At 45.3% G+C, this 24,707-nt stretch carries 21 protein-coding genes; 13 read left to right on the forward strand and 8 right to left on the reverse strand.

Annotated features, from left to right (window positions below; translation table 11 throughout):
• Positions 1-254: 254 nt before the first annotated feature.
• Positions 255-2,456, reverse strand: a complete 2,202-nt coding sequence (locus AM228_RS21620) for an Rne/Rng family ribonuclease (RefSeq protein WP_054469023.1) — start codon at positions 2,454-2,456, stop codon at positions 255-257.
• Between the two features lie 952 nt (positions 2,457-3,408).
• On the reverse strand, positions 3,409-6,111 hold the full coding sequence (locus AM228_RS21625; protein WP_054469024.1) for a TIGR03960 family B12-binding radical SAM protein: 2,703 nt from the start codon (positions 6,109-6,111) through the stop codon (positions 3,409-3,411).
• Between the two features lie 206 nt (positions 6,112-6,317).
• On the opposite strand from AM228_RS21625, the gene AM228_RS36330 reads away from it, so the two are divergent.
• Positions 6,318-6,446, forward strand: coding sequence for a hypothetical protein (locus AM228_RS36330; protein WP_255353241.1), 129 nt, complete (start codon positions 6,318-6,320; stop codon positions 6,444-6,446).
• Between the two features lie 205 nt (positions 6,447-6,651).
• On the opposite strand, the gene AM228_RS21630 is transcribed toward AM228_RS36330, so the two are convergent.
• The gene (locus AM228_RS21630) at positions 6,652-6,993 is read right to left on the reverse strand and encodes an STAS domain-containing protein (RefSeq protein WP_054469025.1); all 342 of its coding nucleotides are present in this window, start codon (positions 6,991-6,993) and stop codon (positions 6,652-6,654) included.
• A gap of 656 nt (positions 6,994-7,649) precedes the next feature.
• Between AM228_RS21630 and AM228_RS21635 the strand changes: the two genes are divergently transcribed.
• Positions 7,650-7,850 (forward strand): hypothetical protein, encoded by a 201-nt coding sequence (locus AM228_RS21635; RefSeq protein WP_054469026.1) that lies wholly within the window; start codon positions 7,650-7,652, stop codon positions 7,848-7,850.
• 483 nt (positions 7,851-8,333) lie between these two features.
• Positions 8,334-9,506 carry a pyridoxal phosphate-dependent aminotransferase gene (locus AM228_RS21640; RefSeq protein ID WP_054469027.1) on the forward strand — a complete coding sequence of 391 codons (1,173 nt, stop codon included), beginning with the start codon at positions 8,334-8,336 and terminating at the stop codon, positions 9,504-9,506.
• Positions 9,507-9,596: 90 nt separating this feature from the next.
• Here AM228_RS21640 and AM228_RS21645 read toward each other — a convergent pair whose 3' ends face one another.
• On the reverse strand, positions 9,597-10,001 hold the full coding sequence (locus AM228_RS21645) for a hypothetical protein (protein WP_231636899.1): 405 nt from the start codon (positions 9,999-10,001) through the stop codon (positions 9,597-9,599).
• A 187-nt stretch (positions 10,002-10,188) separates the two neighbouring features.
• Between AM228_RS21645 and clpS the strand changes: the two genes are divergently transcribed.
• The 4 genes from clpS (at position 10,189) to AM228_RS34450 (ending at position 12,865) form a co-directional block, all read left to right on the forward strand.
• On the forward strand, positions 10,189-10,470 hold the full coding sequence (clpS, locus tag AM228_RS21650) for an ATP-dependent Clp protease adapter ClpS (protein ID WP_054469028.1): 282 nt from the start codon (positions 10,189-10,191) through the stop codon (positions 10,468-10,470).
• Positions 10,471-10,489: 19 nt separating this feature from the next.
• Complete coding sequence (locus tag AM228_RS21655) at positions 10,490-11,317, forward strand: CPBP family intramembrane glutamic endopeptidase (RefSeq protein ID WP_054469029.1); 828 nt, start codon at positions 10,490-10,492, stop codon at positions 11,315-11,317.
• A 436-nt stretch (positions 11,318-11,753) separates the two neighbouring features.
• The gene (locus AM228_RS21660; RefSeq protein WP_054469030.1) at positions 11,754-12,341 is read left to right on the forward strand and encodes a Uma2 family endonuclease; all 588 of its coding nucleotides are present in this window, start codon (positions 11,754-11,756) and stop codon (positions 12,339-12,341) included.
• A gap of 113 nt (positions 12,342-12,454) precedes the next feature.
• On the forward strand, positions 12,455-12,865 hold the full coding sequence (locus AM228_RS34450; protein WP_190880431.1) for an S-layer protein: 411 nt from the start codon (positions 12,455-12,457) through the stop codon (positions 12,863-12,865).
• Positions 12,866-12,963: 98 nt separating this feature from the next.
• Here the strand turns inward: AM228_RS34450 and AM228_RS21670 are convergent, their stop codons facing one another.
• A complete protein-coding gene (locus AM228_RS21670; protein WP_054469031.1) occupies positions 12,964-14,538 on the reverse strand; it encodes a photosystem II high light acclimation radical SAM protein in 1,575 nt (524 codons plus the stop codon).
• A 371-nt stretch (positions 14,539-14,909) separates the two neighbouring features.
• Between AM228_RS21670 and AM228_RS21675 the strand changes: the two genes are divergently transcribed.
• From AM228_RS21675 to AM228_RS21690, 5 genes are all read left to right on the forward strand, one after another.
• Entirely contained in the window at positions 14,910-15,314 is a 405-nt protein-coding gene (locus AM228_RS21675; RefSeq protein ID WP_054469032.1) for a DUF1830 domain-containing protein, read from the forward strand.
• A 775-nt stretch (positions 15,315-16,089) separates the two neighbouring features.
• Positions 16,090-16,563: a DUF4079 domain-containing protein gene (locus AM228_RS21680; protein WP_054469049.1), complete on the forward strand. Its 474-nt coding sequence runs from the start codon at positions 16,090-16,092 to the stop codon at positions 16,561-16,563.
• A gap of 197 nt (positions 16,564-16,760) precedes the next feature.
• Positions 16,761-16,919 (forward strand): hypothetical protein, encoded by a 159-nt coding sequence (locus AM228_RS33275; RefSeq protein WP_156331962.1) that lies wholly within the window; start codon positions 16,761-16,763, stop codon positions 16,917-16,919.
• A gap of 102 nt (positions 16,920-17,021) precedes the next feature.
• Positions 17,022-17,594 (forward strand): hypothetical protein, encoded by a 573-nt coding sequence (locus tag AM228_RS21685; RefSeq protein WP_054469033.1) that lies wholly within the window; start codon positions 17,022-17,024, stop codon positions 17,592-17,594.
• A gap of 147 nt (positions 17,595-17,741) precedes the next feature.
• Complete coding sequence (locus tag AM228_RS21690; protein WP_054469034.1) at positions 17,742-18,527, forward strand: ATP-binding cassette domain-containing protein; 786 nt, start codon at positions 17,742-17,744, stop codon at positions 18,525-18,527.
• 121 nt (positions 18,528-18,648) lie between these two features.
• On the opposite strand, the gene AM228_RS21695 is transcribed toward AM228_RS21690, so the two are convergent.
• Positions 18,649-19,443, reverse strand: a complete 795-nt coding sequence (locus AM228_RS21695; protein WP_082348999.1) for a response regulator transcription factor — start codon at positions 19,441-19,443, stop codon at positions 18,649-18,651.
• A gap of 1,532 nt (positions 19,444-20,975) precedes the next feature.
• Here AM228_RS21695 and AM228_RS21700 point away from each other — a divergent pair.
• Positions 20,976-21,230, forward strand: coding sequence for a DUF6761 family protein (locus tag AM228_RS21700; RefSeq protein WP_054469035.1), 255 nt, complete (start codon positions 20,976-20,978; stop codon positions 21,228-21,230).
• Between the two features lie 128 nt (positions 21,231-21,358).
• On the opposite strand, the gene AM228_RS21705 is transcribed toward AM228_RS21700, so the two are convergent.
• Both AM228_RS21705 and AM228_RS21710 read right to left on the reverse strand, forming a co-directional pair.
• On the reverse strand, positions 21,359-22,723 hold the full coding sequence (locus AM228_RS21705; protein ID WP_054469036.1) for a GTPase family protein: 1,365 nt from the start codon (positions 22,721-22,723) through the stop codon (positions 21,359-21,361).
• Positions 22,724-22,945: 222 nt separating this feature from the next.
• A complete protein-coding gene (locus AM228_RS21710) occupies positions 22,946-24,289 on the reverse strand; it encodes a GH1 family beta-glucosidase (protein ID WP_054469037.1) in 1,344 nt (447 codons plus the stop codon).
• Positions 24,290-24,707: the final 418 nt, after the last annotated feature.

The raw sequence follows: 24,707 nt of genomic DNA on the forward strand, positions 1-24,707 counted from the left end.
CACAATTGTGCTGCTACGTCATATCTGGTGGAATTAAAAGAATATAAGGTTAACAGTTAATCATTAACCGTTAACCTTATCGTCGGGAATTTGCCAGGAGTATAGCAATATTAATCGTTCAAACTAAATCCCTGAGAACTTACGCATCACCTTGAGATATAGTCAACCGTTGGTGTCCTAGGAGCGAACAACCAGGTGGCACTGATATTCTTTAAATCTGATAAATCTGAAAATTGGCGTAAGTTTTCTCACCATTACAAAGCCGAAGAGCGTCGGCGGCGGCGCCGACTCGTCGGTGCGCTAGTACCCAGGGTGAGATCGGACTTTTCAGACTGATCAACATCGTCGGACTGGTCGGACTGGTCGGACTGGTCGGACTCATCGATGTCATCAGAGAAATCCATCGCCTCAGACCGATCAAAATCATCGGACTCATCAAAATCATCAGACTCATCAGACTCATCAGACTCATCAGACTCATCGATGTCATCCATCTCGTCGATCTCATCCATCTCATCAAGTGCGATCGCCGGGTTATTCTGCACGACTTGCACAACTTCCAAGGGTTTAGATGCAGAACTGACCGAAGCGATCGGGATATTCGGTGTGGTTCCGGGTTCATAAACCGCAATCACTGCTGATTTAGGATTTTTCACCTCACCATCAAACAAAACCAGGGGTGAAATTCCCATCAAGGCATAAACATCTTGTTCATCTTCGGTCATTTGTACCGGAATAATTTCCGGGGGTTCTGCGGATGACTTGTTATAGTCACGCTTAGAGCGGCGATCGGTTTTTTCCAGACGTTCCTCTTTATGAATTGGTCCCGTAGGGGATAAAGATTCACTGGGTTCATCCCATTCCCCTTTACTTTCCCGCAAAGGGGAGAGAGTGGGAGCCGAAAGCCGTCCCCCCGATCGCAGACCCAAGTCCTCGGTGGCATCTTTTTCCCCAACTTCCAGGCGACGGCGGCGACGACGACGACTGGCAGCCCCACCAATTTCCTGATAGCTGGGATGATTCAACAAATCAAGCTCTTGTAAATCACTGGTCGATTCCAAATCCAGCAAATCACGGGCGGGGGACTCCAGGGGTGGAACTTCTCGACTGGGAAGTGAAACCGAACGTTCTCGTTCTTGGGCCAACTGAGCCAGGGACTCGCTGGGAACCACCGGGCGACTGATGGGGGGGAAGGGTTCAGGGGCGATCGGCTCCCCTTCACCGGGCAAATGAATCACATGGCCTAAACCGCCACAAGTTGGACAAACCCGACCAAACAACTCATAAATATTTTGGCCTTGGCGTTTCCGAGTCAGTTCAACTAAACCTAGTTCAGACAATTGGGCAATTTGGGGTCTAGCTTTATCCGCTCGTAGGCATTTAGTAAAATGCTCCAACACCTGCAACTGATCCCGCCGGGAGTCCATATCAATGAAGTCCACAATAATCACACCGGCAATATTGCGTAATCGCAATTGACGGGCAATTTCTGTAGCCGCCTCACAGTTAGTCCAGAGAACCGTTTCCCGCGCTGTAGACGAACGAGTAAAAGAACCAGAGTTCACGTCAATCACCGTCAGTGCTTCCGTGGGTTCAATGATAATGTAGCCCCCAGACGGTAAATCCACTCTGGGTTTCAGGGCTTCACGAATAGCCGCATTCACCCGGAAATATTCCAAAATCGGCAAGCGAGGATCTCGGTGTTCGTCAACCAAGACCCCTTGGGGTGACTTGCCACCACTCCAGTTAATTAACTGTTGCTTCACCCGACTGACGGCGATCGGCGAATCCACCACAATTCGATTCACATCAGTGCTGTACATTTCTCGCAGCACCCGTTGAATAAAATCATCATCCCGGTTTAGCAGGGCGGGAGGTCTAATGGACGCCGCTTCTACCTGAATTTCTTCCCATTCTTTTTGGAGAAATTCCAAATCTTCCATAATGGCTTCTTCGGCCATCCCTTCCGCTTCGGTACGGATCAACAAACCCATCCCCGAAGGCTTAATCAGAATTCCCAAAGCGCGTAAACGGCTGCGTTCCGCTTCCGAGCGAATTCGCCGCGAAAGATTCACCCCTCGACCGTAGGGCATTAAGACCAAATAGCGACCGGGTAGAGTGATATTACCCGTGAGTCTAGGACCTTTATTGCCCGTTGGCTCTTTCATCACCTGTACCAGCACTTTTTGCTGAGGTGCCAACAGTTCGGTAATGGCGCCCGCAGAACGTTTCAAGCGCAGGGGACCGAGGTCGCTGACGTGAATAAATCCATTGCGTTCGGCGTCGCCAATATTGACAAAGGCAGCATCAATTCCAGGAAGTACATTTTCCACAACGCCCAGATAAATATCACCAACCTGATGTTGTCCTGTGGCAACAACCAGTTCCTGGATTTGATCTTCAGAAAAAACGGCAGCAAGTCGATATTGCTCCGCGATAATAATTTGTTTCGGCATTCAATTTCCTCAAAACTTGGCTGAACAGTAATTCACTATCAGCTATTTGTTTTTTGTGGGCGGAGGCTGTCACCTTACATCAGCATTGATTTGATTACTGTGTGGTAAGAGCCTCCGGTTGTCCGTGGTCTAACCAGGGGAAACCATTTCTTTCTAATCAACACAGAATCTTGATGGTAAAAATCATTACCCAATCATCAATGGAGAATGTCAACAACCATGACCCAAAAACCGATCCATCGCGCCGGAAAAATTTCTTGTTAAAGAATTCAAGCTTAGGGACTTGATGGGGTACATTGGACTCCCTGATCGCGAACAAAGGAGCCGATGGTTGGATGGAACCAAAGGACTGTCCATGCTTTTGGAATCGATGTTCCCAATGGCCGGAAGGCTAATACTGGGATACAACCGTGATTTTCCCAATTTTACCAAGAATCGATCAAAAGCTTGAAATTCTTTATTAGTTGGAATTACGCCCAGTTTCTCTAACTGCGAAAGCTTGAGTGAGATCGGTTTAATTGGCTTCTCAAGCCACAACAACTTCTTTCTATTCGGAATTATACCCGATGCTAAGGCTGAAAAAAAATCACGCTCAAAAATTTCGGCATTGGGGAATTGAGTGGATTAGACTCAGGAAAAGGCTCTCTGCTTAGGATTCAAGCTTTTTGAGGGCTTAAACAAGATTCTGATTAACCTTGTCACCGATTAATCACTGTCAAGGAATTGGTGGATACCATCGGTTTACATGACGAATAAATCGATTGGCCATTTTCCGGGTTAATGTTCCGTCTCTAGTCTGAAGTTGAAGTGGCTAGATTGATTATAAATATTCACCCTCGTGGTGAAAACAAGGGTTTTAGCCAGATCCCTGGTTTTTTAGAGCGGACTGATCGGATCACCTTTCTCCCTAATAGGGGAAATCGATCAATTCCCCCTACGGAAACGGGTGAGATTACAAAAATTCTTTCAATCCCGATCCTAATATGAGTTGTTGCCGATGGATATTTAAAAGTTGAAATTGCTCCTGGGTGACTTGTTCCAATAAATAGATGATTTGATGGGGACGCAGGTTGGTGCCATCATTGCGGCAAATGCCACGATACCGGATCTGGCTGGTTTGAGCATCGGGATTGACTTCTAGCAATTCTAGTTCCAGGAGGCGATCGCGCAGATTTACCTGTTTCACCTTGCCTTTTTTCGTGGTCTGTTCCCAGAGAATTTCTGCGGTCCCTAAAATCTGGTCAAGCCACTGCTGCCACTGGGTTGTACTCAATTGCTCATCAACCGGATTTGGGGACTGGTCTGGGGACGGCACCCAAGCCACCGTCAATAAATACTCCGCTTGTTCTAACAACTGGGTGGCGGACGGCGACTTAACTTCCACTTCCTCTACCCGATAAATGGGAATTTCAGCGGGCAGTTGAGCCGCCAATTTAGTTTGAAAATCCCCCAGATCCATAGTCTGAGTCAGTTCAAAATCGACAATTTCGCCGCTAGAGGTCGCACCTAAACTCAGGGCATTCGCGGGAGAGATTCTTGGGCTGGGGTGATAGCCCCCAGAGTAAGAAATGGGTAATCCGGCTCGTCGGACTGCCCGGTCAAAGAGACGCATTAAATCTAAATGGCTGAGAAATTTCATCTCGCCGAGTTTGCCTAACCAGACGCGCAGCCGTTGGGTGCGGTCTTGTAGGGGTTGAACTTGACCGATAAATGGGGGAATTGGTGGGGCTTCAAAGACAATATTATGGCCAAAATCTGTGCCACAAACCCCACAGTGAGAACAGCCATCAAAAGAACAATCGGCCACGGTGGTCGCCGCGATCGCTCGTTTCAGGTCTTCTCTGAGCCAATTTTTATCAATGCCCGTATTAATATGATCCCAAGGTAGTGGGGCATCTAACTGGGCATCGAGGATTTCTGGAGTCTGAGTAGATTCTGGATGACTGGATCCGGGAATTAAATTCCATTCCCCATTTTCAATTTGCCGGTATTTCCAGGTTAGGCCCGATTGGGCGATCGCCTCAGTCCAGGCTTTAAAAGCATTATCCAAACTTTCCCACCAGGAATCCATCCCGGCGCCCAACTCCCAAGCCCGACGCACCACGGGGGCGAGACGGCGATCGCCTCGACCAATAAAATCTTCCATCGCCGAAATCCGCACATCCGTAAAATTGGCCTTAACTCCTCTCATACTGCGAAAATAGGAGCGCAACATTTCTTGTTTGCGCTGAAACTCTGCGGTAGAGACAGAATGCCACTGAAACGGCGTATGGGGTTTCGGCGTAAAGTTAGAAATGGTCAAATTAACACTCAGTGGGCGGCGTTTGGGGGCGCGGCATTCCTGCTGTAACCAGCGCACCGTTTCGGCAATGCCCAGAACATCCGCATCGGTTTCTCCCGGTAAGCCAATCATAAAATAGAGCTTGACTTTATCCCACCCTTGCTCAAAAGCGGTTTTCACCCCGCGCAAGAGTTCTTCATTGGTCAGCCCTTTATTAATAATGTCCCGCATTCGCTGAGTTCCGGCTTCCGGGGCAAAGGTCAGACCGCTTTTGCGGGTGCCGCCAATAATATTAGCGATATTCTCATCAAAGCGATCGACCCGTTGGGACGGCAAAGAAAGGGAAATATTTTGGTCTTTCAGGCGATTCTTGATTTCCATCCCCACTGCGGGCAGGGACAGATAATCAGAACAACTCAAGGAAAGTAAGGAAAACTCATTATAGCCCGTGGCTCGCATTCCTTGCTCGATCGCCTCCACCACCACCGTTGGTTCTACATCATGGGCTGGTCGGGTCAGCATTCCGGGCTGGCAAAAACGACAGCCTCTGGTACAACCGCGCCGAATTTCCATCGTCAGCCGGTCATGGACGGTTTCCGTATAAGGCACCAAACCAATGGAATAAGCGGGAATGGGAGTAGCCACGCGCCGCAACACCCGCGCAGGCACCCCAGGGCGGTTGGGGTAAACGGCGCCATCGGCAGCTAAATCATAGAACTGAGGCACATAGACCCCAGGGACTTGGGCTAAATCTAGCAGCAGTTCTTCCCGACTGAGGCCAGCATTTTTGCCTTCTTCCAGGACTAAGCCGATTTCTGGCAGGAGTTCTTCCCCGTCTCCCAGGGCAATAAAGTCAAAAAAGTCGGAGAAAGGTTCTGGGTTGCCGGTGGCAGTTTGACCCCCGGCAAAAATCAGCGGCCATTGTGGTTGCCCTGCCCCTGACTCCCCGGTGGCTGGGGGGTTTTCCGCTCGTTCTTTCCAGGTGAGGGGGATGCCTGCCAAGTCCAACATTTCTAGAATATTGGTGGCGCCCAGTTCATAGCTTAAGCTAAAGCCGAGAATATCGAAATCCGTTAAATAACGGCGAGATTCCACGGCAAATAAGGGGGTTTGGCTGTCTCGGAGTTTTTGGGCTAGGTCGCGGGCTGGGAGGTAGGAGCGATCGCACAGTTGCCTCGGTTGTGCATTTAAGATGTTATACAAAATGATATGACCGAGATTAGATGCCCCAACTTCATACACTTCTGGGTAGGTCAAAACCCAGCGCACCGTTGCGGATTCCCAGGGCTTGTGAACTGTCCCTAGTTCTTTGCCCAGATAACGAGCCGGTTGTAGGATTTCAGTGGAAATAAGTTTTTCGATTGCGATCGCCACGATATTACTCTACCTTCTCTATGCTGCTAAATCTCAAGTTACTACCGAGTCTATGGCCGATTTAATTGCACATTTAATTTATATAATCTATCTTTTATATATTTTTTGTCCAGTTCAATGAGAGCGCGACATCAAAAATCGTTCCAGACAAAGAAGACTCGGTGGCGTGATGAGTATTATATCGTGAACTTCAAATTTATCCTACGGTGGATGAGGAGATCGCGATCGGGGCGATCGGGGCGATCGAGGCGATCGATCTATTAACAGATTCAGGCGTCCAGGCCAAAATTGACGGCAAAACTAAACGGCAGCCCCAAATATGCCAACTTTCCTGATGGGACTGCCCGGTGTTTTTTTATTCACTTGAAGCGTTAAGCACTTTCATTGCCGTTTTTGATTTGCCAAACAAATGATTTAAAAATGACCCATCAAAAAAAATAATGATTTTACCAGGTGTCACCTCCAGCCGAACACCACCATCATCATTCGGTGGTGTCTTCAGCTTTGGTTAGAAGTCATGGATTTGAACCTTAGCCAAATTTAATCAATTGCAGCTTCAAAAGCGGCACGGCTTTCATACAGTTCAAAGACTCTCTCCAACTGGGTCAACTCAAAAATCATCTTGATTGCTGGATCAACGGAACAAAGACCAAATTTCCGCTGCACTTTTTGAGCGCGACTCAGGGCACTAACTAAAACCATCAGTCCGGCACTGTCGAGAAATTCTACCTTTTGCATATCGACCAGCAATGGAGAATCGACGGCTGATTCTACTGCCCAATGCAACTCAGACCTAAATGCAGCAGCATTGGCGGCATTAATTGGCCCAGAAGGCTGAACCACCGTAATTTCTTTGGCTGAAACACAAGCCGTTCCGTACATAATGAAACTCCCAAGAGAAAGCTAAACCACAGATCAACTTAAATACAGCAAGCCTGTGCCGATCAAACAATATTTTTTAATAACTGTGTTGCCATATTGGCAATACGTTACAAAAGTTTATCGGCTTAAGGCTTATAAGCGATCGACACCGACTAATCATCGCCACTACCTCTGAGCATAATCGCTTTTTGCCTAGTTTGGCTACAAAATAGAGTATATTTTGCCAAATCTTTAAAAAAAAGGGAGCTTTTATATCAAAATCTTATAGTTTATAAAGATTTGGCTAAAAAAAATAATTTGTATTCTACTTGACAAACAGAACTATAAACCCTTGCTGGCCATTAACATCCCCGCAGAATCGCCAACACTTTCGGCTGAAGCCACTCCGATAATTTTAAATAATTTTGTATAATTTTGCATAATTTTGGAGATTGTGCAAAATTATCCGTGAATTTACGGAAGTGATTTAGATCACTGATCTAATACCGATAATTGTCTAAAATTCAGACATAGATTATAAATTGGCAAAAAACAGTTTTAATAAACCTTAAGCATTCAGTTATTAGCTATCAGCCTTCAGCTATTAGCTTTTTAATTGTTGACTGATAGCTTAATGCTGATAGCTTACATTCATTGATTTCAACACGGTAAAAAAAATGATTCGTCATTTAGTCGAAAAAGCTCTTTACATTAAACGATTAACCCCTGAGATTGAGAACGCAATTAATGTAGAGCTTACCAGGCTTGGTTATATTGATGATGCTGATTATGAAGCCCTCGAATTATTGATGAGTGAAATGGATGCTGGGCAGATTGAGTTGGTGGCTAATTTTTCATCACTCAAATCACTCAGCTAATTTGTCAAACTTATCCCATATGCTCTGCAAATATCAAGACCAAGCCTGGGACGAAATTCCATCGAAAAAGTTTCGCCATCACCGCTGTTTTAGTAAAATAGTCCTCTCGTGGGTGACGATTTGACACATTACAGGTTGTAAATGACAAAATTAACCCATAAAACGAGAAAAATTCCGGCCATACTATTTATCCATCAGCTTACCCATCAGCTTGAGATGCGGGATTGGCGAATCTGCTAGGGATGGCAGTCCCGATTCTCTGATAGACACCTTGGATCCTAAACTTGGCATTTTGAGGATTTACGCAACATTTATATATTTAGCGCAATATTGGGCAAAAACGGGGATATTGCCCATACATATAGTTTCTGTGGGTAACTCCTGATTTTATCTTGGCCGTTTGACGATCCAGGAGACCACTTGGCGGTAAACTTTGCAAAGGCTTGATTCTCGTTACCATCTGGAGTGGGTTGTCACATTGTCATGCAGTTTGCCAAACGTTTAGAAAAAATTCCCCCTTATCTCTTTGCGGAAATGGACCGCAAACGCCAGGAGCTAATCGCTCAAGGGGTTGATATTATCAATATGGGAGCCGGAGATCCAGATAAACCCACTCCGGAACGGATCCTCAAAGCGATGCACGCAGCCCTGGATGATCCGTCTAATCATAGTTATCCGCCTTATCAGGGCATCCTTGAGTTTAGAAAAGCGGCTGGTCAGTGGATGGAACGGCGGTTTGGGGTTTCTGGATTAAACCCAGATACGGAAATTATTTCTTCTATTGGGGCGAAAGAAGCGATTCATAATACTTTTCTGGCATTTGTGGAATCCGGTGACTATACCCTGATTCCCGATCCTGGGTATCCGGTATATCGGAGTGCGACGATTTTTGCCGGTGGGGAGCCTTTTGTGATGCCCTTGACGCCAGAAAATCATTTTTTGCCGGATTTGAAAGCTATTCCTGAGTCGGTGGCGCAACAGGCGAAATTGCTGTGGGTGAATTATCCCAATAATCCCACGGGGGCTTTGGCAAGTTTGGCTTATTTTGAGGAATTGGTGGCATTTTGCCGTCATTACGATATTTTGCTGTGCCATGACCATGCTTATTCTGAGATCGCTTATGACGGGTATCAGCCTCCTTCGGTGTTGCAAGTTCCGGGGGCTAAGGATGTGGCGATCGAGTTTCATAGTTTGTCGAAATCCTATAATATGACCGGCTGGCGGATTGGCTTTGTGGTGGGTAATGCCGTGGGGATTCAGGGTTTGCGACAGGTGAAGTCGAATGTGGACTCTGGGGTGTTTAAGGCAATTCAAAAAACCGCGATCGCCGCTTTTGATTCTACCGAGGCAGAAATCCAACCGATGATTTCTCTGTATCAAAAACGCCGGGATTTGGTGGTGGCAGGATTAAAATCTCTGGGTTGGCCGATTTCACCCCCTGGGGCGACTCTTTATATCTGGGTGCCGGTTCCCCCAGGTTATACTTCCCAGGAGTTTGTCTCGTTACTGTTGGACAAATGTGGGATTATTGTGCCTTCGGGTAATGCTTATGGCAAAAATGGTGAGGGTTTTTTCCGTATTGCCATTACCCTGGGAGAAGAACGGATCCAAGAGGCGATCGCTCGCATGAAAGCGGCAGGAATTCGCTACCAATAGATTACAGATAAATTACAGATATCTGGAAAACCAATCACTTTATTCACTTTATGGCGATCGCTCCCATGTCCTTTTTGGTATTGGTAGATATTAGACGGGTTCAGAGGAGGCTTGCCAAACTCGATCCACAAAATCTCTCAGTTGACGATGGGCCAAAATCGGATGATCTGGGGATTTTTCCAAAGTTTCCAACTGCATCAACAGAGGAATCACCTCCGTGTCCCAGGCTAACCGAAATCCGGTAGTAGGCCAAACCAGATCGGCCCCTTGACGCAGATCGTAGAGTTCTTGAGGAGGTTCGGTAAAACGGAGATCATCCTTAATTGGCCAAATGCCCAGCATCAAGGGTCGCAGCCAAAAGCGACCCCGTGATGGCAAAACTTGAATAATTTCGGCGTATAAACAGCGATTTTGATGTTCTAGGCAAACAATCTGACAAGGTTGAAAAGCTTCGGTGTCAGAGTCCATCGTTCCTAAGTTGGCGATCGCACACATCTTTGCTTGATTTCTTTAAATCTGATCTAAACTTATCTAAAATTTTTACAGAACCCGAACCGACCAACGGCTAATATCTGAGGCACTAGCCAGGGGCGGCTGAATATTGGTCAAGTAGAATCCCACACACTATATATACTAGGATAAATCACATCAACGTCCATTTTTGCCAAAGAGGTTATCAGCCGTGTCAGTTGAAACCATTGAAAAACGTTCAACAGTCAGGAAGTTAGCACCGCGTTATCGGGTGTTGCTCCATAACGATGATTTCAACTCAATGGAGCATGTCGTACAAACCTTGTTGACCACAGTGCCGAGTCTGACTCAGCCCCAAGCGGTCAGCATTATGATGGAAGCCCACACCAATGGCCTTGCCTTGGTAATTACTTGTGCCTTAGAACCGGCAGAGTTCTACTGTGAAACCTTGAAAAACCACGGGCTAACTAGCACAATCGAACCGGACGAGTAACCATTTAAGCATTAATCCTGTGAAACTTATTTCCACCAGTCTCAGTGAATATTCAGCACCGCTGAGGCTGGCAATTTTTGTGCTGACTCTGCTGTGCCTCTGGGCACCCTTAGCTATCCCCATTTATTGGCTTGTCAGTGACCCGAATTGGCAAAGCATCCTGACAATGGCTATTTTATATGGTGAATTTATTTTTCTAGTCAAATATTGGGGCAAGCACGTTTACCAAGAACCCAAACTTCTCCACTCATTAGGGCTGGAATTTACCAAACGCAATGGCCAAGAATTAATCAGAGGCTTGGCTTTTGGTTTGGTGGTTGTGATGAGTTTGTTACTTTTAGAATCCGGGTTAGGTTGGTTAACCTGGCAGTTGCCAGAACCAAGCAATTTACCCAAGGTAATTTTAGAAGGCTTTTTAGTGTCTCTGGGGGTGGGATTTGCCGAGGAACTGTTATTTCGGGGTTGGCTGTTGACTGAGTTGCAGCGGGACTATAGTTTGACCGCATCCCTGTGGGCTTCGGCAACAATTTTTGCCTGTTTGCACTATATCAAACCTGTTGAAGAAATGGTGCGAAATTTACCGGCTTTTCCGGGTTTATTGTTGTTGGGTTTGACCTTAGTCTGGGCAAAGAGAAGTAGTCAAGGTCGGTTGGGTTTGCCGATGGGTTTTCATGGCGGTTTAGTCTGGGGTTATTATATTATTAATACGGGTCAGTTAGTGGTTTATTCTGACCAGGTTTCTGAATGGCTGACGGGAATTGGCAAAAATCCGATCGCCGGATTAATGGGTATTTTATTTTTGGGTATAATTGCGGTGTTTATGCGGCGTGGGGCGACGCGAGGGTAATTTGGCAAAATTACCAAAGGAATAGGCAACAGGGTGTAGGGTGTAGGGTGTAGGGTGTAGGGTGTAGGGTGTAGGGTGTAGGGTGTAGGGTGTAGGGTGTAGGGTGTAGGGTGTAGGGAAGAGGGAAGAGGGAAGAGGGAAGAGGAATAAGGTTAAAGGCAAAGTCTATTTACAAATATGTCTGTATTATTTTGAACTAAAATATTGATCTAAAATAGATAATACCATTTACAAAAATTCATCCAACAGCCCCTAACATTCTTCGGGTGGGCAAAAAATGCCTAGAATAGAGAAGAGAGAAGAGAGAAAAAAGAATTTTCCTCTTTCCTATTTCCTCTTTTCTCTTTCCTCAGTGTGGATTTTTGCCCACCCTAAAATATAAATACTAAAATATTGAGCTAAAATAGATAATATCGGGTTTTAGGAGAAAAACATCATGGAAACCGCAGGCATTTGTTTACCCCCAAGATTAGAGCTAAAACTCAACCTGACTGACGAACAGTTTTGGCAACTCTGCCAGGAAAACGACGATTTAAGATTTGAAGCTACCGCGACCGGAGAATTAATTATCATGCCACCGACTGGAGGAACCACTAGCGATCGCAATGCCGATCTAACTTATCAATTAAGAGCTTGGAGTCGCCAGAATAATCTTGGTAAAGTCTTTGATTCTAATGGCGGATTTCAACTTCCCAATGGAGCAAAACGTGCCCCGGACTCGTCTTGGTTAAAGATGGAGCGTTGGAATGCTTTAACTCCCGAAGAACAAGATAAATTTCTCCCTTTATGTCCTGATTTTGTGGTGGAACTGATGTCGCCAAACGATACTTTAGCAGAAACCCGCGAAAAGATGGCAGAATATATGGCCAATGGCGCCCAGTTAGGTTGGTTAATTAACCGAAAACAGCGACAGGTAGAAGTTTATCACCCGGATAAAGAGGTAGAAATTTTGGATAATCCCGATACGGTATCGGGCGAGAATATTTTACCCGGTTTTGTCTTAGACTTATCGACAATTTGGTAATAGTTCGATCGCTCCTTGTGTTCTATCCAGCCCTAGTCCATATTTCACTGATTAATAATTATTAATCAGGATTTTTTTCTGATTATTAAAATAGGCAATCAAGAGGCAAAAAAATGAAATATAGTATTATTCCTTTAATCAGTTTGATGCTTTGGGTGGGGAGTAGTTTGCCGGGGCGATCGCGCATCCTCGCCGCTGCGCGATCGGAGCAAATTTCCCCAGAAAACCCTGAAACAGTGGCACAAAATAACCCGCAGCAAGGAGAACTTACCAAAGCAGAAATTCTCAACGCTTGTATTCAAGAAAGAGCGGAAACTTTGCCCCAACTATACAGCGATGTCCCGGCGAATCATTGGGCATTTAAAGCCGTGCAAACAATGGCTTATTGTGGGGCGTATCGTTCCGCCACACCCCCCGCTTTAATTGAGGAACTACTCAACAGCGAACCGAACGAACCGCTTAATTTTGGTGACAATTTTGGTGACAAGTTTGGGGATAGAATCTTTCCCGGTTCACCGGAATAATCTTGGGAGGTGAAAACCATAATTTTGATGGCCAATCAATCAGGAAATAAAATAAGGACACGGCAGTGCCGTGTCCCTACAAAAAAACCATAATGGAATTAAACAGTCACCAGTTGTTTAGGCGGATTTTTACTTTCAATCGGGGCAGACAAAGCCTCTTCTAAATCTGCACATCCGAGACGTTCTTCGAGAATTTGCATCACTTCACGGCCAAAATCATTGGGATTTCGGCGCCAAGCTTCCAGACAAACTTCCCCAAAGAAAGACCCTAACGGTTCAGGATTCCAGAGTAATTTCCGGGCTGTCCAAGGCATTAAACTCATTGGATTGTAACCCGGTTTGATCATATCGTTTTTGAAAGCGTATTCCTCTAAATGGGTATGGGGTTGTAACCCAATAAAGAAAATCGCTGGTTCAACTTTATCAGCCCCAAAAATTCGTTCCAGTTCGCGATGATAGGCGATGGTTTGGCGAATAGTTTCAAAGGTTTCATCAATCACATTAAACGAGTAATTGACGGAAACTAAGTCATTAAATCCAGCGGCTTTTAGGTCGCGGCAGTTTTCCAAGACCACCCGTAAGTTATAGCCCATCCGCATTTTTCGCACCAATTCTTGAGAACCACTGGTAATGCCAATCTCAAAATAATTCATCCCCGTTTTGACCATCAGATCACACAATTCGGGCGTCAGGTTGTCAGCGCGGATATAGGCAGCCCAGTGGATATCATCCATCCCCGCATCGATGATTTTTTGCAGCAGTTCCACCGCATCATCAATAAATCGACGGGCGGGGATAAATTGAGCATCGGTAAACCAGAAGTTACGGATACCTCGGTCATATAATTGGCGGATTTCTTTGACTACTTCATCCGCAGGGTTAATGCGGACTTGTTTGCCTTCAATGACGGTGTAAATGCAGTAACAGCAGTTATGGGGACAACCGCGCTTGGTTTGGACGCCAATATAGAAGTCTTCTTCTTGGAAGTAATAGGGGAATTCTGGCCAGATGCTTTCGATATAGTCGTAGTTACAGGCGCTTTTTTCAATGTTGGCGGGTTGTTCGTGAATTAGCCGATCGCGTGGTTGAGTTTCTCCCACCACATAACAGCGTTCATCACTCAAATCTTGACCCCGCAACAGTTTTTCTAACAGAGCCTCCCCTTCACCTACGGAGATAATCGTCCCGTTTGGCAGGCTTCGCCCTAGCTGTTCATAAAACACACTCACGGCGCCACCCCCAACCACCGCCCGAACTTCAGGATGATATTGGCGAGAACGGTTCAATCCCCGTTTGATCAAGCCAATGTTGCGCCAAAGTTCCCCATAATACGCGGTGGCGACTTTTAAGCCTCCCAGGGCTCCCCGTAGTTTAATCAAGGGGTTTTTGGCGTAGTAGAACTCAAAAGCGTTTTGCAACGGGTTGCCAGCGCGTCCTCCCACTGGGGCGTAGATTTGAATATCTCGCCAGGAGAACACCAACAGGGTTGGTTTAAATTCATCGATGCAAGCATCCAGGGCTTTCCCAAAGTCTAGGGGAGGAATAGTCCCCAGATCGAAAATGCGTTGCTCAACTTCGGGAAAAAGTTTGTGGACATGATCCGAGAGATAGACCACCCCAATGGGAAAGATCGGATTACACGGAAGGCGAACGTAAAGGATACGATTTTCCATACTGTCTCAACTGTCACAGTTTTATGAAAGCGCGGTTCATATAACTTAACAATACCACTCTATTCTTGACACAAGCATGATTTTGGCGGCGCTTTCCGCTCCAGATCCCCAGAGGCTCGCGATCGCTGAAACTATCTCTAATCAAGAGTTTGCCGGTATCTTGCCCCGTCCGGTGCCAACACAAGAAAATCTAATGATCCCTATCAGAATCCCTCAAGCCTAAAATCCTTGAATCAATGATTCTCAGATTTTTGAGAAAAATTTTGCCGATTTATTGGCAGTTGGTATTCCTCTTTACAGCGATTCGGGATCGGTGAATGTTATTTCTTTTATACGATAAGAGGTTTTACAATAAAGATTCCTGTGCAGATATGTCTCAAATACTAGATCCCGTTCCATCCGATCGCCCGAATCACATTCTTTGCTGCTATGTGAATGCCACCAGCAAGATTCAGATTGCTCGCGTGACAAATATTTCTAATTGGTATTTTGAGCGCGTGGTCTTCCCTGGACAGCGGCTGATTTTTGAAGCGTTGCCAGAAGCTTTGTTGGAAATTCATACAGGGATGATGGCTAGTGCGATTTTATCAGATACGATTCCCTGCGATCGCTTAATCATCGGCAGACCCAATGATGCTCATCAGCAACCTGACTCAGAAAAAACCCTAGAGTCCGTTGCCAAATCACTTTATAATTCCAAACCTTTTGCCACACCGAATAAGGTAAAAGAGATCGCAGAATCCTTCATGGAACCGGCTCTAACCTTGGTGGATTGATGCCAATCAACCGTTTTTTTTGGTTTTGAGATTAGTCCTACCAGTGCCGGGAACGTTCTCCGAGAAACGGATACATCTGCTGAGTGCATCTTTTATCAAGCTTTGATGCTTGACAATTATCAAAGAAAATTTAGATCTAAAGATCGGACAAAATTCCAGGATCAATCTGAAGGGTCACGCATTTTTGTCAGGATTGATCTTGCAGTAATCAGCCTTCATTCACCAGAATTTTATCTAACAGTGATTTCGCGGATTAAATGGTAAGCTGTTAGTTAATTTGTGGGTTTATTGATGTGATGTGCTGTAGATTCGCTGTCAAGTAGGACGCTGATTCCTCATAATCCCGGAATGCTGAGAAATTTTTGACCGAGGTTTTAGTGAAAGTCCTAGTTAAAATAGTCATCATCGATGTTTCAGGTTTGATTGACCTGAATTTTAGATGATTAAGTGACGAAAAACTGGGATTATAGGTTGATACTAATCTGGGGTTTGGGAGAAACATCTCCTCATTGAATATCCCTTAAAGCAAGACAAATGAAAAAAATAGGTGGCTCAACTCAACGATTGTTGTTTGTGCAACCTAAGAATGAAAAATCAGCTTGAAAAATCAGGAGAGTCGTTGGTGGAAAACCCCAATGACTCTTCTTTTTTTTGTGTTGCTACGTCTAATTTGTGCTGCTACGTCTCAAAATTGACGACGGGAATTCGCTCAGGAGGAATCCCGCAGGCTATGATTAGTGTAGGTTTGTTAATCGTTTTTTTACATTTGTTTACATTGGATCTGCCTTCTTTTCTTTGGTTGTGGAAAATCGCCGCTTGGTCAATGGGTTTGTCTGTGTTGGCTTATGTTCTGTTGGCTGCCAGTGGCGGATTGATGTTTTGGATGAGAAAATTCCCCACAGCAGCCAATCCCCCAGCAGTCCGTCCGCCAAACCCCATTAGGGTCGGAGTGGTGCGATCGCTTCATTATGCGATCGGCTGGATCCTAGTCGCCCTAGTCTTACTACTGCTGGGCATAGGCATCGTCGGCACTTTGGGTCACTATGGAAACCTGGGACATTCCCCACATTTGCTGGCTGGTTTGATGGTAGTGGCTTTGGTCTTATGTTCTGCGGGGGCTGCCAGCCAAATTTCCCCAGAACGTCCTTGGGCAAAACCGCTACATATCAGTATTAACGCTTTACTATTTTTCGGTTTAAGTTGGGTTTCCTGGACTGGTTGGACGGTGGTACAGAAATATTTACCTTAATGTTGGTTGTTGGTTGTTGGTTGTTGGTTATGTGTTATTTGTAGGGTGGGCAAATTTTGCCCACCCTACCGATGAAACGATCGGGAACAAACAACAAACAACAAACAACAAACAGGGAACAGGGAACAGGCAACAGGCAACAGGCAACAGGCAACAGTGGTGAATAGTGAATAGTGATACTTCTTTTGTACGGGCGAATGGCCATTCGCCCCTACGACTTTTGTACGGGCGAATGGCCATTCGCCCCTACGACTTTTGTACGGGCGAATGGCCATTCGCCCCTACGACTATTCACTTTCCCCGTTCCACGCCACTTGCTAGACTTGGGGAGACCCCAAGATCGCAGTGGCTCCTGATAACTGTTCCCCGTTCCCCAAACAACAACCAACAAACAACAAACAACAAACAACAAACAACAAACAACAAAAGAACCAATTAATCCCGTGAATCCTCAGAAAATGAACCAAGAAATCTCTACCATGACCAGTGATTTTCCGGCGGTTTTCCGTCTTTCTCCATTAATTAGAATCACGCTGTTATCTTTGTATGTGGCTTTAACGGTGCCGTTGCCTTTTCTGGCGGAAGTCACCGCCGCGCCCGTGGATCCTCGGATGTTATGGGTGGGCTTAGGATTGGGTGCCGTGGCTTTGTATGGGGCGCTGACTGAGCGGGTGATTTTGGATGACCAAGGAATTCAGGTGACTTATGCTCAATGGGTGCCGCGTTTTTTTCGCTCTGGGTGGTCCCTACCTTGGGCAGAGGTGAAAGAGTTGAAACCTCGCACCACAGGTCAAGGGGGATTGGTTTACTATTTTTTGAGTGAGTCGGGTAAAGGATTTTTGCTGCCCATGCGGGTGGCTGGTTTTGCTAAGTTGGTGAAGCTGGTGGAAGCCAAAACCGGAATTGATACAAGGGATGTCCGTCCTTTGGCGCAACCGTGGATGTATCTGATTTTGTTGGGCTGTACTTTGTTGTTATTGCTGATGGATGTTTGGACAATTTCCACGGCGATCGCCCATAATAGCCCATAATATATGAACCAATATTTAAGCTATGGTTGTTATTAGTTATTAGTTATTAGTTATTAGTTATTAGTTATTGGTGATTCTTGACTAGAATCAAACAACAAATAACCAAGAACCAAGAACCAAGAACAAATAACCAACAACAAATAAATTATGAATTTGCCAAGTTCTCCGAATTCTTCTTTACTCCGCTTAGAGCAAGTGAGCTTAACCGCAAAAATCGGCAATAGCTATTTGCTGAAAGATATTTCTTTTGAGGTGTGTAGAGATGATGCCTCGACTAGGGAGGGTGAGTTTATTGCGGTTGTGGGGGCTACGGGAGCGGGCAAAACTTCTTTATTACGGTTGTTAAATCGGCTGAATGAACCAACGTCGGGAGCGATTTATTGGAAAAATCGGGATTACCGCCAGATCCCCGTGATGGATTTACGGACTTCAGTGACTCTGGTACTTCAAGAGTCGAAGCTGTTGGGGATGCCGGTCAAAGAGGCGATCGCCTATCCGTTGAAATTACGCGGAATGGCGGCTCCCGATATCAAGCAAACACTTGCCCTAGGGCTGGAAAAGTGGCGCATTCCCGATCAATGGTTGGAAAAAACAGAATCCCAACTATCGGTGGGTCAACGTCAACTGGTCGCTTTGTGCAGGGCTTGGGTGATTCAACCGCAGATTTTGTTATTAGATGAACCGACTTCTGCTTTAGATACGGGTCGCTCCGCTCATGTTTTAGCAGTTTTAAAAGAATTGACCACTAATGGTCAAACCACAATTTTAATGGTGAATCACCAGTTAGAATTTGCTGCACAATATTGCACCCGTGTCTTGCATTTAGCACAAGGATCATTGATTCAAGATGTGCTGGCAGCACAAATGGACTGGAACCAATTACGGCAAAGCCTGAAAATTGCCGAAACTCAAACGGTGGATGAATGGAATTAAATGATCCCAATGATTCCCAGTCATAGAAATATCCACCTCAGTATTAAGCCCGAAATTAACTCCGGATTGCTGAAGTGGAACCCCACACTTAAGAGCAGTGCGTCATATTTTGTTTGCTTTTTTATCGAGGGTTATTCCGGCTGCCAACCTCAGAAAAATGACGCATGGACATTTTTTGTTGGCCGTGGGAATTCACCTGCAAGGATTCCACTTTCGAGATGACGCGATCGCTGAGAATCTCCATATTCAAGCGATAGCCCACATTTCGCACCGTCTGAATCAAACTCGGTTGCCGAGGATCGATCTCGATTTTCTTTCGCAACGACAAGACATGAGTGTCTATGGTGCGGGGATTATCAATGGCTTCGGGCCAAGCTCTCCGCAGCAGTTCTGGACGACTCATGGGCAGTCCTCCGGCTTGAGCTAACACATAAAGCAAGCTAAATTCCTGGGGAGTGAGTTCGATGAGATCCCCCTTATAGCGAACCCGACGATGCACCAAGTCAATTTGCAAATCCCCATAATCCAGCGAAATCGGTGGGGCAATGCGTTTTTGCCGTCGCACCAGGGCTTCGACTCGAGCCAGGAATTCTTGCATCCCAAAAGGTTTTTTCAGATAATCATCCGCGCCTGCTTTTAAGCCGTTGACAATATCCGCTTCGTTATTGCGAGCGGATAAAATTAAAACCATGCTTTGTTGCTGCTGATACAGCCACTGACAAAATTCCAAACCATCCCCATCGGGAAGTTCCGAATCAAGCACGATCAGATTTGGCTGATGATTGGAAAATAAATCGCGTCCCTGCCGGATATCATTGGCTTGATAGACACTGTAACCGACTTGCTGCAAATGCCAACCTAATAGCGATCGCAGGTGAGGATTTCCCTCAACAATCAAAATAGAAATTGATCCCACCACTACCTCCTAATTGTCGGCATGACCGACTATGTACACCTAGACAAATTTATTTATACAGAAGACTTGCGCCTTCTGAGAACTGGCTAGTTCGCAGAGATGTTTCATTCAAAGGGTACTGTGTTTGAGTCATCTCCGATGATTTGGTTCGCGCTCATGGCAACTCAAGAAATTACAGGCCAAGTATGCTTGATCCTTTGGATGGGCAACATCATAACTAACCTTGGGTTTACCTTACTGTATGAAAATAGGTTCTGCCTAGGATCAATTACAAGCGCCTGTTTTTTAGAGTGCTGACCCAACTTTTCTGAATTGGGCTGATAGAGCGGATGCTTCAAACCCTTAATATCAGACAATTTATCGCGGTTATGGGAGCGATCGCCATTGCTGGTTGACAAATTGCCTGTAAAACCCTCTTTGTTTATATTTCCCTAGGCGCAAATTTCCCATAAGGGTTGCTCACACAAGACTTTCGCTTGGCAAAATAGTGATTTTCACGTTAACAGAGCTTTTGTCAAGGTTTTGTCACATTTGTTACTCTAAATCTTAATTTATTATTAAATAATTGGCAGAAGACGCATAAGATTCATCTTGATCTTCGGCTTAAATTTTGAGAATCAGTAACCATCCGATTCAGAGAGCAATCTCCGGTAAACGCCTCGATTTTCCGGGGATTCTTGCCCCCGATCGCCGCCGATTTGCTGCCATCTCCACGAAAATCCCTTACGGGAGGAGAAAGCGAATCGCCCCTACTTAAGACTAATGCACCATCTCTATATTTGGTGTAAGATTGGGGTATTTAAGGGAACAATTACCCTATAGCTAGGGTAATTCGCTCATTTTTAAAGGGATAGCCATCTTTAATGATTGCCTCATCTGAATTCTGGCTAAAATGGGTATAACAGATTAACATACCCAGAAAACCCCATTTCTCGGTGCCATTTCCGGGTGCCATTTCCGGGTGCCATTTCCGGGTCAAATTCTGCCACAGCTTACAATTGATGCCTCTTGATGACGATCCACTCTCCTTGGCTCAACAATTCGGGTACGGATCATTGTAGATTCGCTGTGTATATTCGCTGTAAATGCGATCGTTCAGACCAGAGCATTTTCATAACCTGGATCGCTGCTGCTGATATCTTTTAAGGTTCTCGTTTTTTCAGACGAGTTTTGTGGAAAAAGTTACCCAAAGCGATGGCTACAGGAGACTAAGCCCAATGTTTTAAATCCTTAGAGCGATCGACGGCTATGTTTGAGCTTGACAGCGAACAATTTTGAGAATTTTTTCGTCTTTTGAGTCAAGTTCATTGATTCAATTTATCACTTAGCTAATCTATTTTAGCATTCTCAATGCCATCGGCGATTACCTACGGTAGGCTACGCCAACCCCTGCAAGCTGTTAAATTTGGGTTCGAGGAAATCACTCTCATTTGAACAATCTCTGAAGATGTTCAACCAGAAATAAACCTACCGATCCCCGTTGATAAAAATCCACTTCTAATTTTATATCTACCCAATCTTAAGAGGCTACCATGCTACAAGATACCGCAACTATCCGTCACTACCAAAAACTTTCTGACGCCCTCGTAGAATTATGGAATCGGGGCTATCGTTATGACGATATGCGAATGTATTTAGACGGCTATTTAGCTGCATTGCGACAGACCAATACGATCGAAGCCTATCTAGTTAACAGGCTAGAAGAAGAAATTCATCGGTTTATTTACGATCCTTCTAATTTTGCCATGCCTGAACTTCAGCCAGAAACAGAAGTAAAGTATTATTGACGACCTGGGAACAATTCTTAATCTGAGTAATCTTAAACTTTAATCTTCAAAAACCGGGTTTTTCAGCCAAACCCGGTTTTTATTTGTTTGCACATTTTTTTGAGTATTGCGGTTAATTTTGTTGACGGTTAATTTTTTTTAAACCGTTCTTGGGCGGCTTTAAATGCTTCTTGCATGGCTAGTTGAATTTTCTGGGGATCGGGTTTTTTGCCCCCCATTAAATCACCGAAATAGACACAAGCCCCTTCCCCTAATGCCCAGGTGTAAGCAGCAGCCCAAGAAGCAGCGATCGCACTACCAAGTACCGGGACAAATTTCACCAATTCTCGTCCTACTGCTTGGGCTAAAAATCCCCCAGCGATCGCGCTGACCACCCCTCCCGCTTGAGATGGGGTCAAGGTTTGGCCGTACAATTTGCCCAATAAACCCACCATTGACACTTGCAATGCGGTCAATACGGGCATGGTGGCAAAAGGCAGGGGGACTGCTGCTAGGGTGGCCGCCATCACGGAAAAGGCCAAAATATAGCGCCGACCGACATCTCGGTAAAGATTGCCTAACTGTTTGCTGGCATTTTCATCTAATAGTTGATAAATCGCTTGGGCTTCAGCTTTTGGCAGCATTTCCGCCAAGGTATCTCGGAGATTTTCTAGGCCATAAAATACCGGAGTGTAACCGTCTTCTTCTAAAGTAAAGTCAATTAAAATAGCGCGATCGCACAAGTTACCAAAAGCCTCTTGCAAACTAGCAAATGCTCGCTGTATTTCTGGATCTTCCGGGGGATAAATCGGATGATTATCAACTTCCGGGGGATAAATTTCATGGAGGCAAGTAACCACCAGCAAACAAGGAATATTTGCATCAAATTGTCGCAATTGCTGCACAATTTTTTTTAGAGTATTTGTGGCAAAATCGTTAATTTTTACCGTGACGATTAAAATTTTTGCCCGCTGACTAGGTTGTTGCAAATCTCCCACTAATTCTTGAATAATCTCTTCTGTATTTTGACTCACATCACCGAGTCCGACCGTATCAGTAAAAATCAGCAACGGCAGGTCATTAGAAGGATAAGCATAGCGTTGAGTATGTTGGGTGTGGGGACGAAAACCTTGACCGACAATTTCTGAGGAAACCCCGGTTAGTCCCCGGACAATCGAACTTTTTCCCGCTTGGGGTTTGCCAATTAACGTCGCTTCTGTAGTTGGTAATTCTGCCCTAACTTTCTCTAAAATTTCGGCAATTTCTGCTTCACTGACTGTTAATGATTGTAAAATTGATTGCAACAGTTTTTGGGCAGCGGCTTTGCCCACGGGAAAAAGTTGTTTAATTCGGTCAGTGGAGTTATGCCAAATCCCACTTAGGCGATTTTTCCATCCTAGGGGCGATTCGCGAATCTCTCCTACTTTTTCATCATTCCTAGATGGGTCGGAAATTGGTGCCGGGGACGGCTGAGAATTGTCAGTTTGGGAGTTAGGCTCATGTTGCTGGTTCATAGGTATCAACACCACATATGCGGCTGAGATTACATCTTATTTATCACATTTTATTTATCACATTAGACACGAGTGCTTTGATTCGCGCAAAGCCCCCAGTTTTTATATTTTCAGATTAGTGAACCACAAATATCCGTAGGAACGAAGCATGACCGCAGATATTTCTGGTTAAAAGCTTCAGTTTATTCCCGGAATGCTTCGCCCCTGGTGGATTATACTGCATTAAACGCCATTTTTCGCGATCGCCTCCCGATACCAAAAAGCACTTTCTTTAGGAATGCGTTTGCCCGTTTGCGGGTCTATTCTAACCAGTCCAAAGCGCGGGAAAAAACCATGCGCCCATTCAAAGTTATCCATTAATGTCCAGACATAATAACCATTCACGTTCGCGCCCCCTTGAATCGCATCATGGATCGCGATTAAATGTTCTTGTATGAACATAATTCTTTGGCGATCGCACACATATCCCTCCGCATTGGGAATATCTTTGATGGCACAACCGTTTTCCGTAATGTACATTTTCGGATTGCCATAATTTTCTTGAAAATTCCGCAGAATTTTGGTAAACCCAGCGGGATTAATTCCCCAGCCCATCTCCGTTTTGCCCCAACCGGATGCGGAAATTGGCGTCGTCTCCAGTTTCAGCAAACCGCCCCAGGGTTTAAAGGCGATCCCCTCGGTAAAATAATAATTTGCCCCTAAAAAATCAATGGGTTGACGAATGATTTCTAAGTCCCCATCGTGAATTTTTGGCTGATGAGTACCGATCCAATTCCATAACATTTCTGGATAGTGACCCTTGAACAGCGGATCCATAAATAAAGCGGTGCCATTTTGATCAGCGCGATCGCAGGCAGCAACATCTTCCGGGCGATCGCTGGCCGGTTCATAATGGGACACACTGAGAACAATGCCAATTTCCCCCGCATATCCCCCTTGGCGAAATAGCTGCACCGCTTTGCCGTGGGACAGCAGCAAATGATGGGCGGTTTGGTACGCTTGAGAATAGTCCGCAATTCCTGGGGCAAAAACCCCGTAAGCGTGGCCCAAAAACGCAATAATCCCCGGTTCATTATGGGTACACCACAGCGCCACCCGATCTCCGAGGCGATCGAACACCACCCCGGCATAGTCTGCAAACCAATCCGTACAATCCCGATTGGGCCAGCCACCCAAATCTTGCAATGCTTGGGGCAGGTCCCAATGGTTCAGAGTCACATTCGGCACAATCCCCGCATCCAATAGGCGATCGACCAACTGGTCATAAAAATCTAATCCCTTCTGGTTCACCATTCCTCGTCCTTCGGGCAGCACTCGTGGCCAAGAAACCGAAAAACGATAAGATTGCAGCCCCAATTCTTGCATCAGGGCCACATCTTCCGGCATTTGATGATAATGATCGCAGGCGATATCCCCCGTATCCCCATTTAAAATCCGCTGAGGTTGGTGAACAAATCGATCCCAAATACTTTCACCCTTACCATCTTCATTCCATGCCCCTTCAATTTGATAAGCAGCAGTGGCTGCCCCCCAGAGAAACTTTGCCGGAAATTGTCGCAATATCATCTGATTTATGATCGATAAACCAATCTCATATTAGCCTTTTTACCGGACTTACGCTTCTTGCTGGGGGGTTCTCTCCGCCAAAACACACCAAAATTTGATACCAATTTTTTAAAATTTTGCTACCATTCCAAGGCTTATTTGGGCGTTTTTCCGCCGCGCCCAAATTGCATGAATTTTTGTAAATGGTATAATTTGGTATAATTTTTTAGGGGCAAAGCATTCCGGGAAATAACTTATTGCTTAGAATTTGGTTTCAAGTGAGGGCTTTTTTATTCGCGGCTAAAATTTGTCTATTTTTCCTAAAAATATCTGCGCGGTAATTTCGATGCCGTAGACGCGAAGCAGCATCCGGGTAAGCTATACGCTTTGCCCCTATTGACAATTTTCCCTATTTCTGGCAAAATAATCTTATAAAAAT

This window comes from Planktothricoides sp. SR001, assembly GCF_001276715.1.
In the GTDB taxonomy this organism is placed as follows: Bacteria; Cyanobacteriota; Cyanobacteriia; order Cyanobacteriales; family Laspinemataceae; genus Planktothricoides; species Planktothricoides raciborskii.

Excerpts from the sequence above, each read along its gene's own strand:
- AM228_RS21620 (WP_054469023.1), bottom strand. The coding sequence starts at position 2,456 with ATGCCGAAACAAATTATTATCGCGGAGCAATATCGACTTGCTGCCGTT.
- AM228_RS21630 (WP_054469025.1), bottom strand. The coding sequence starts at position 6,993 with ATGTACGGAACGGCTTGTGTTTCAGCCAAAGAAATTACGGTGGTTCAG.
- AM228_RS21635 (WP_054469026.1), top strand. The coding sequence starts at position 7,650 with ATGATTCGTCATTTAGTCGAAAAAGCTCTTTACATTAAACGATTAACC.
- AM228_RS21640 (WP_054469027.1), top strand. The coding sequence starts at position 8,334 with ATGCAGTTTGCCAAACGTTTAGAAAAAATTCCCCCTTATCTCTTTGCG.
- AM228_RS21645 (WP_231636899.1), bottom strand. The coding sequence starts at position 10,001 with ATGTGTGCGATCGCCAACTTAGGAACGATGGACTCTGACACCGAAGCT.
- AM228_RS21660 (WP_054469030.1), top strand. The coding sequence starts at position 11,754 with ATGGAAACCGCAGGCATTTGTTTACCCCCAAGATTAGAGCTAAAACTC.
- AM228_RS34450 (WP_190880431.1), top strand. The coding sequence starts at position 12,455 with ATGAAATATAGTATTATTCCTTTAATCAGTTTGATGCTTTGGGTGGGG.
- AM228_RS21670 (WP_054469031.1), bottom strand. The coding sequence starts at position 14,538 with ATGGAAAATCGTATCCTTTACGTTCGCCTTCCGTGTAATCCGATCTTT.
- AM228_RS21675 (WP_054469032.1), top strand. The coding sequence starts at position 14,910 with ATGTCTCAAATACTAGATCCCGTTCCATCCGATCGCCCGAATCACATT.
- AM228_RS33275 (WP_156331962.1), top strand. The coding sequence starts at position 16,761 with ATGGCCATTCGCCCCTACGACTTTTGTACGGGCGAATGGCCATTCGCC.
- AM228_RS21685 (WP_054469033.1), top strand. The coding sequence starts at position 17,022 with ATGAACCAAGAAATCTCTACCATGACCAGTGATTTTCCGGCGGTTTTC.
- AM228_RS21690 (WP_054469034.1), top strand. The coding sequence starts at position 17,742 with ATGAATTTGCCAAGTTCTCCGAATTCTTCTTTACTCCGCTTAGAGCAA.
- AM228_RS21700 (WP_054469035.1), top strand. The coding sequence starts at position 20,976 with ATGCTACAAGATACCGCAACTATCCGTCACTACCAAAAACTTTCTGAC.
- AM228_RS21705 (WP_054469036.1), bottom strand. The coding sequence starts at position 22,723 with ATGAACCAGCAACATGAGCCTAACTCCCAAACTGACAATTCTCAGCCG.
- AM228_RS21710 (WP_054469037.1), bottom strand. The coding sequence starts at position 24,289 with ATGATATTGCGACAATTTCCGGCAAAGTTTCTCTGGGGGGCAGCCACT.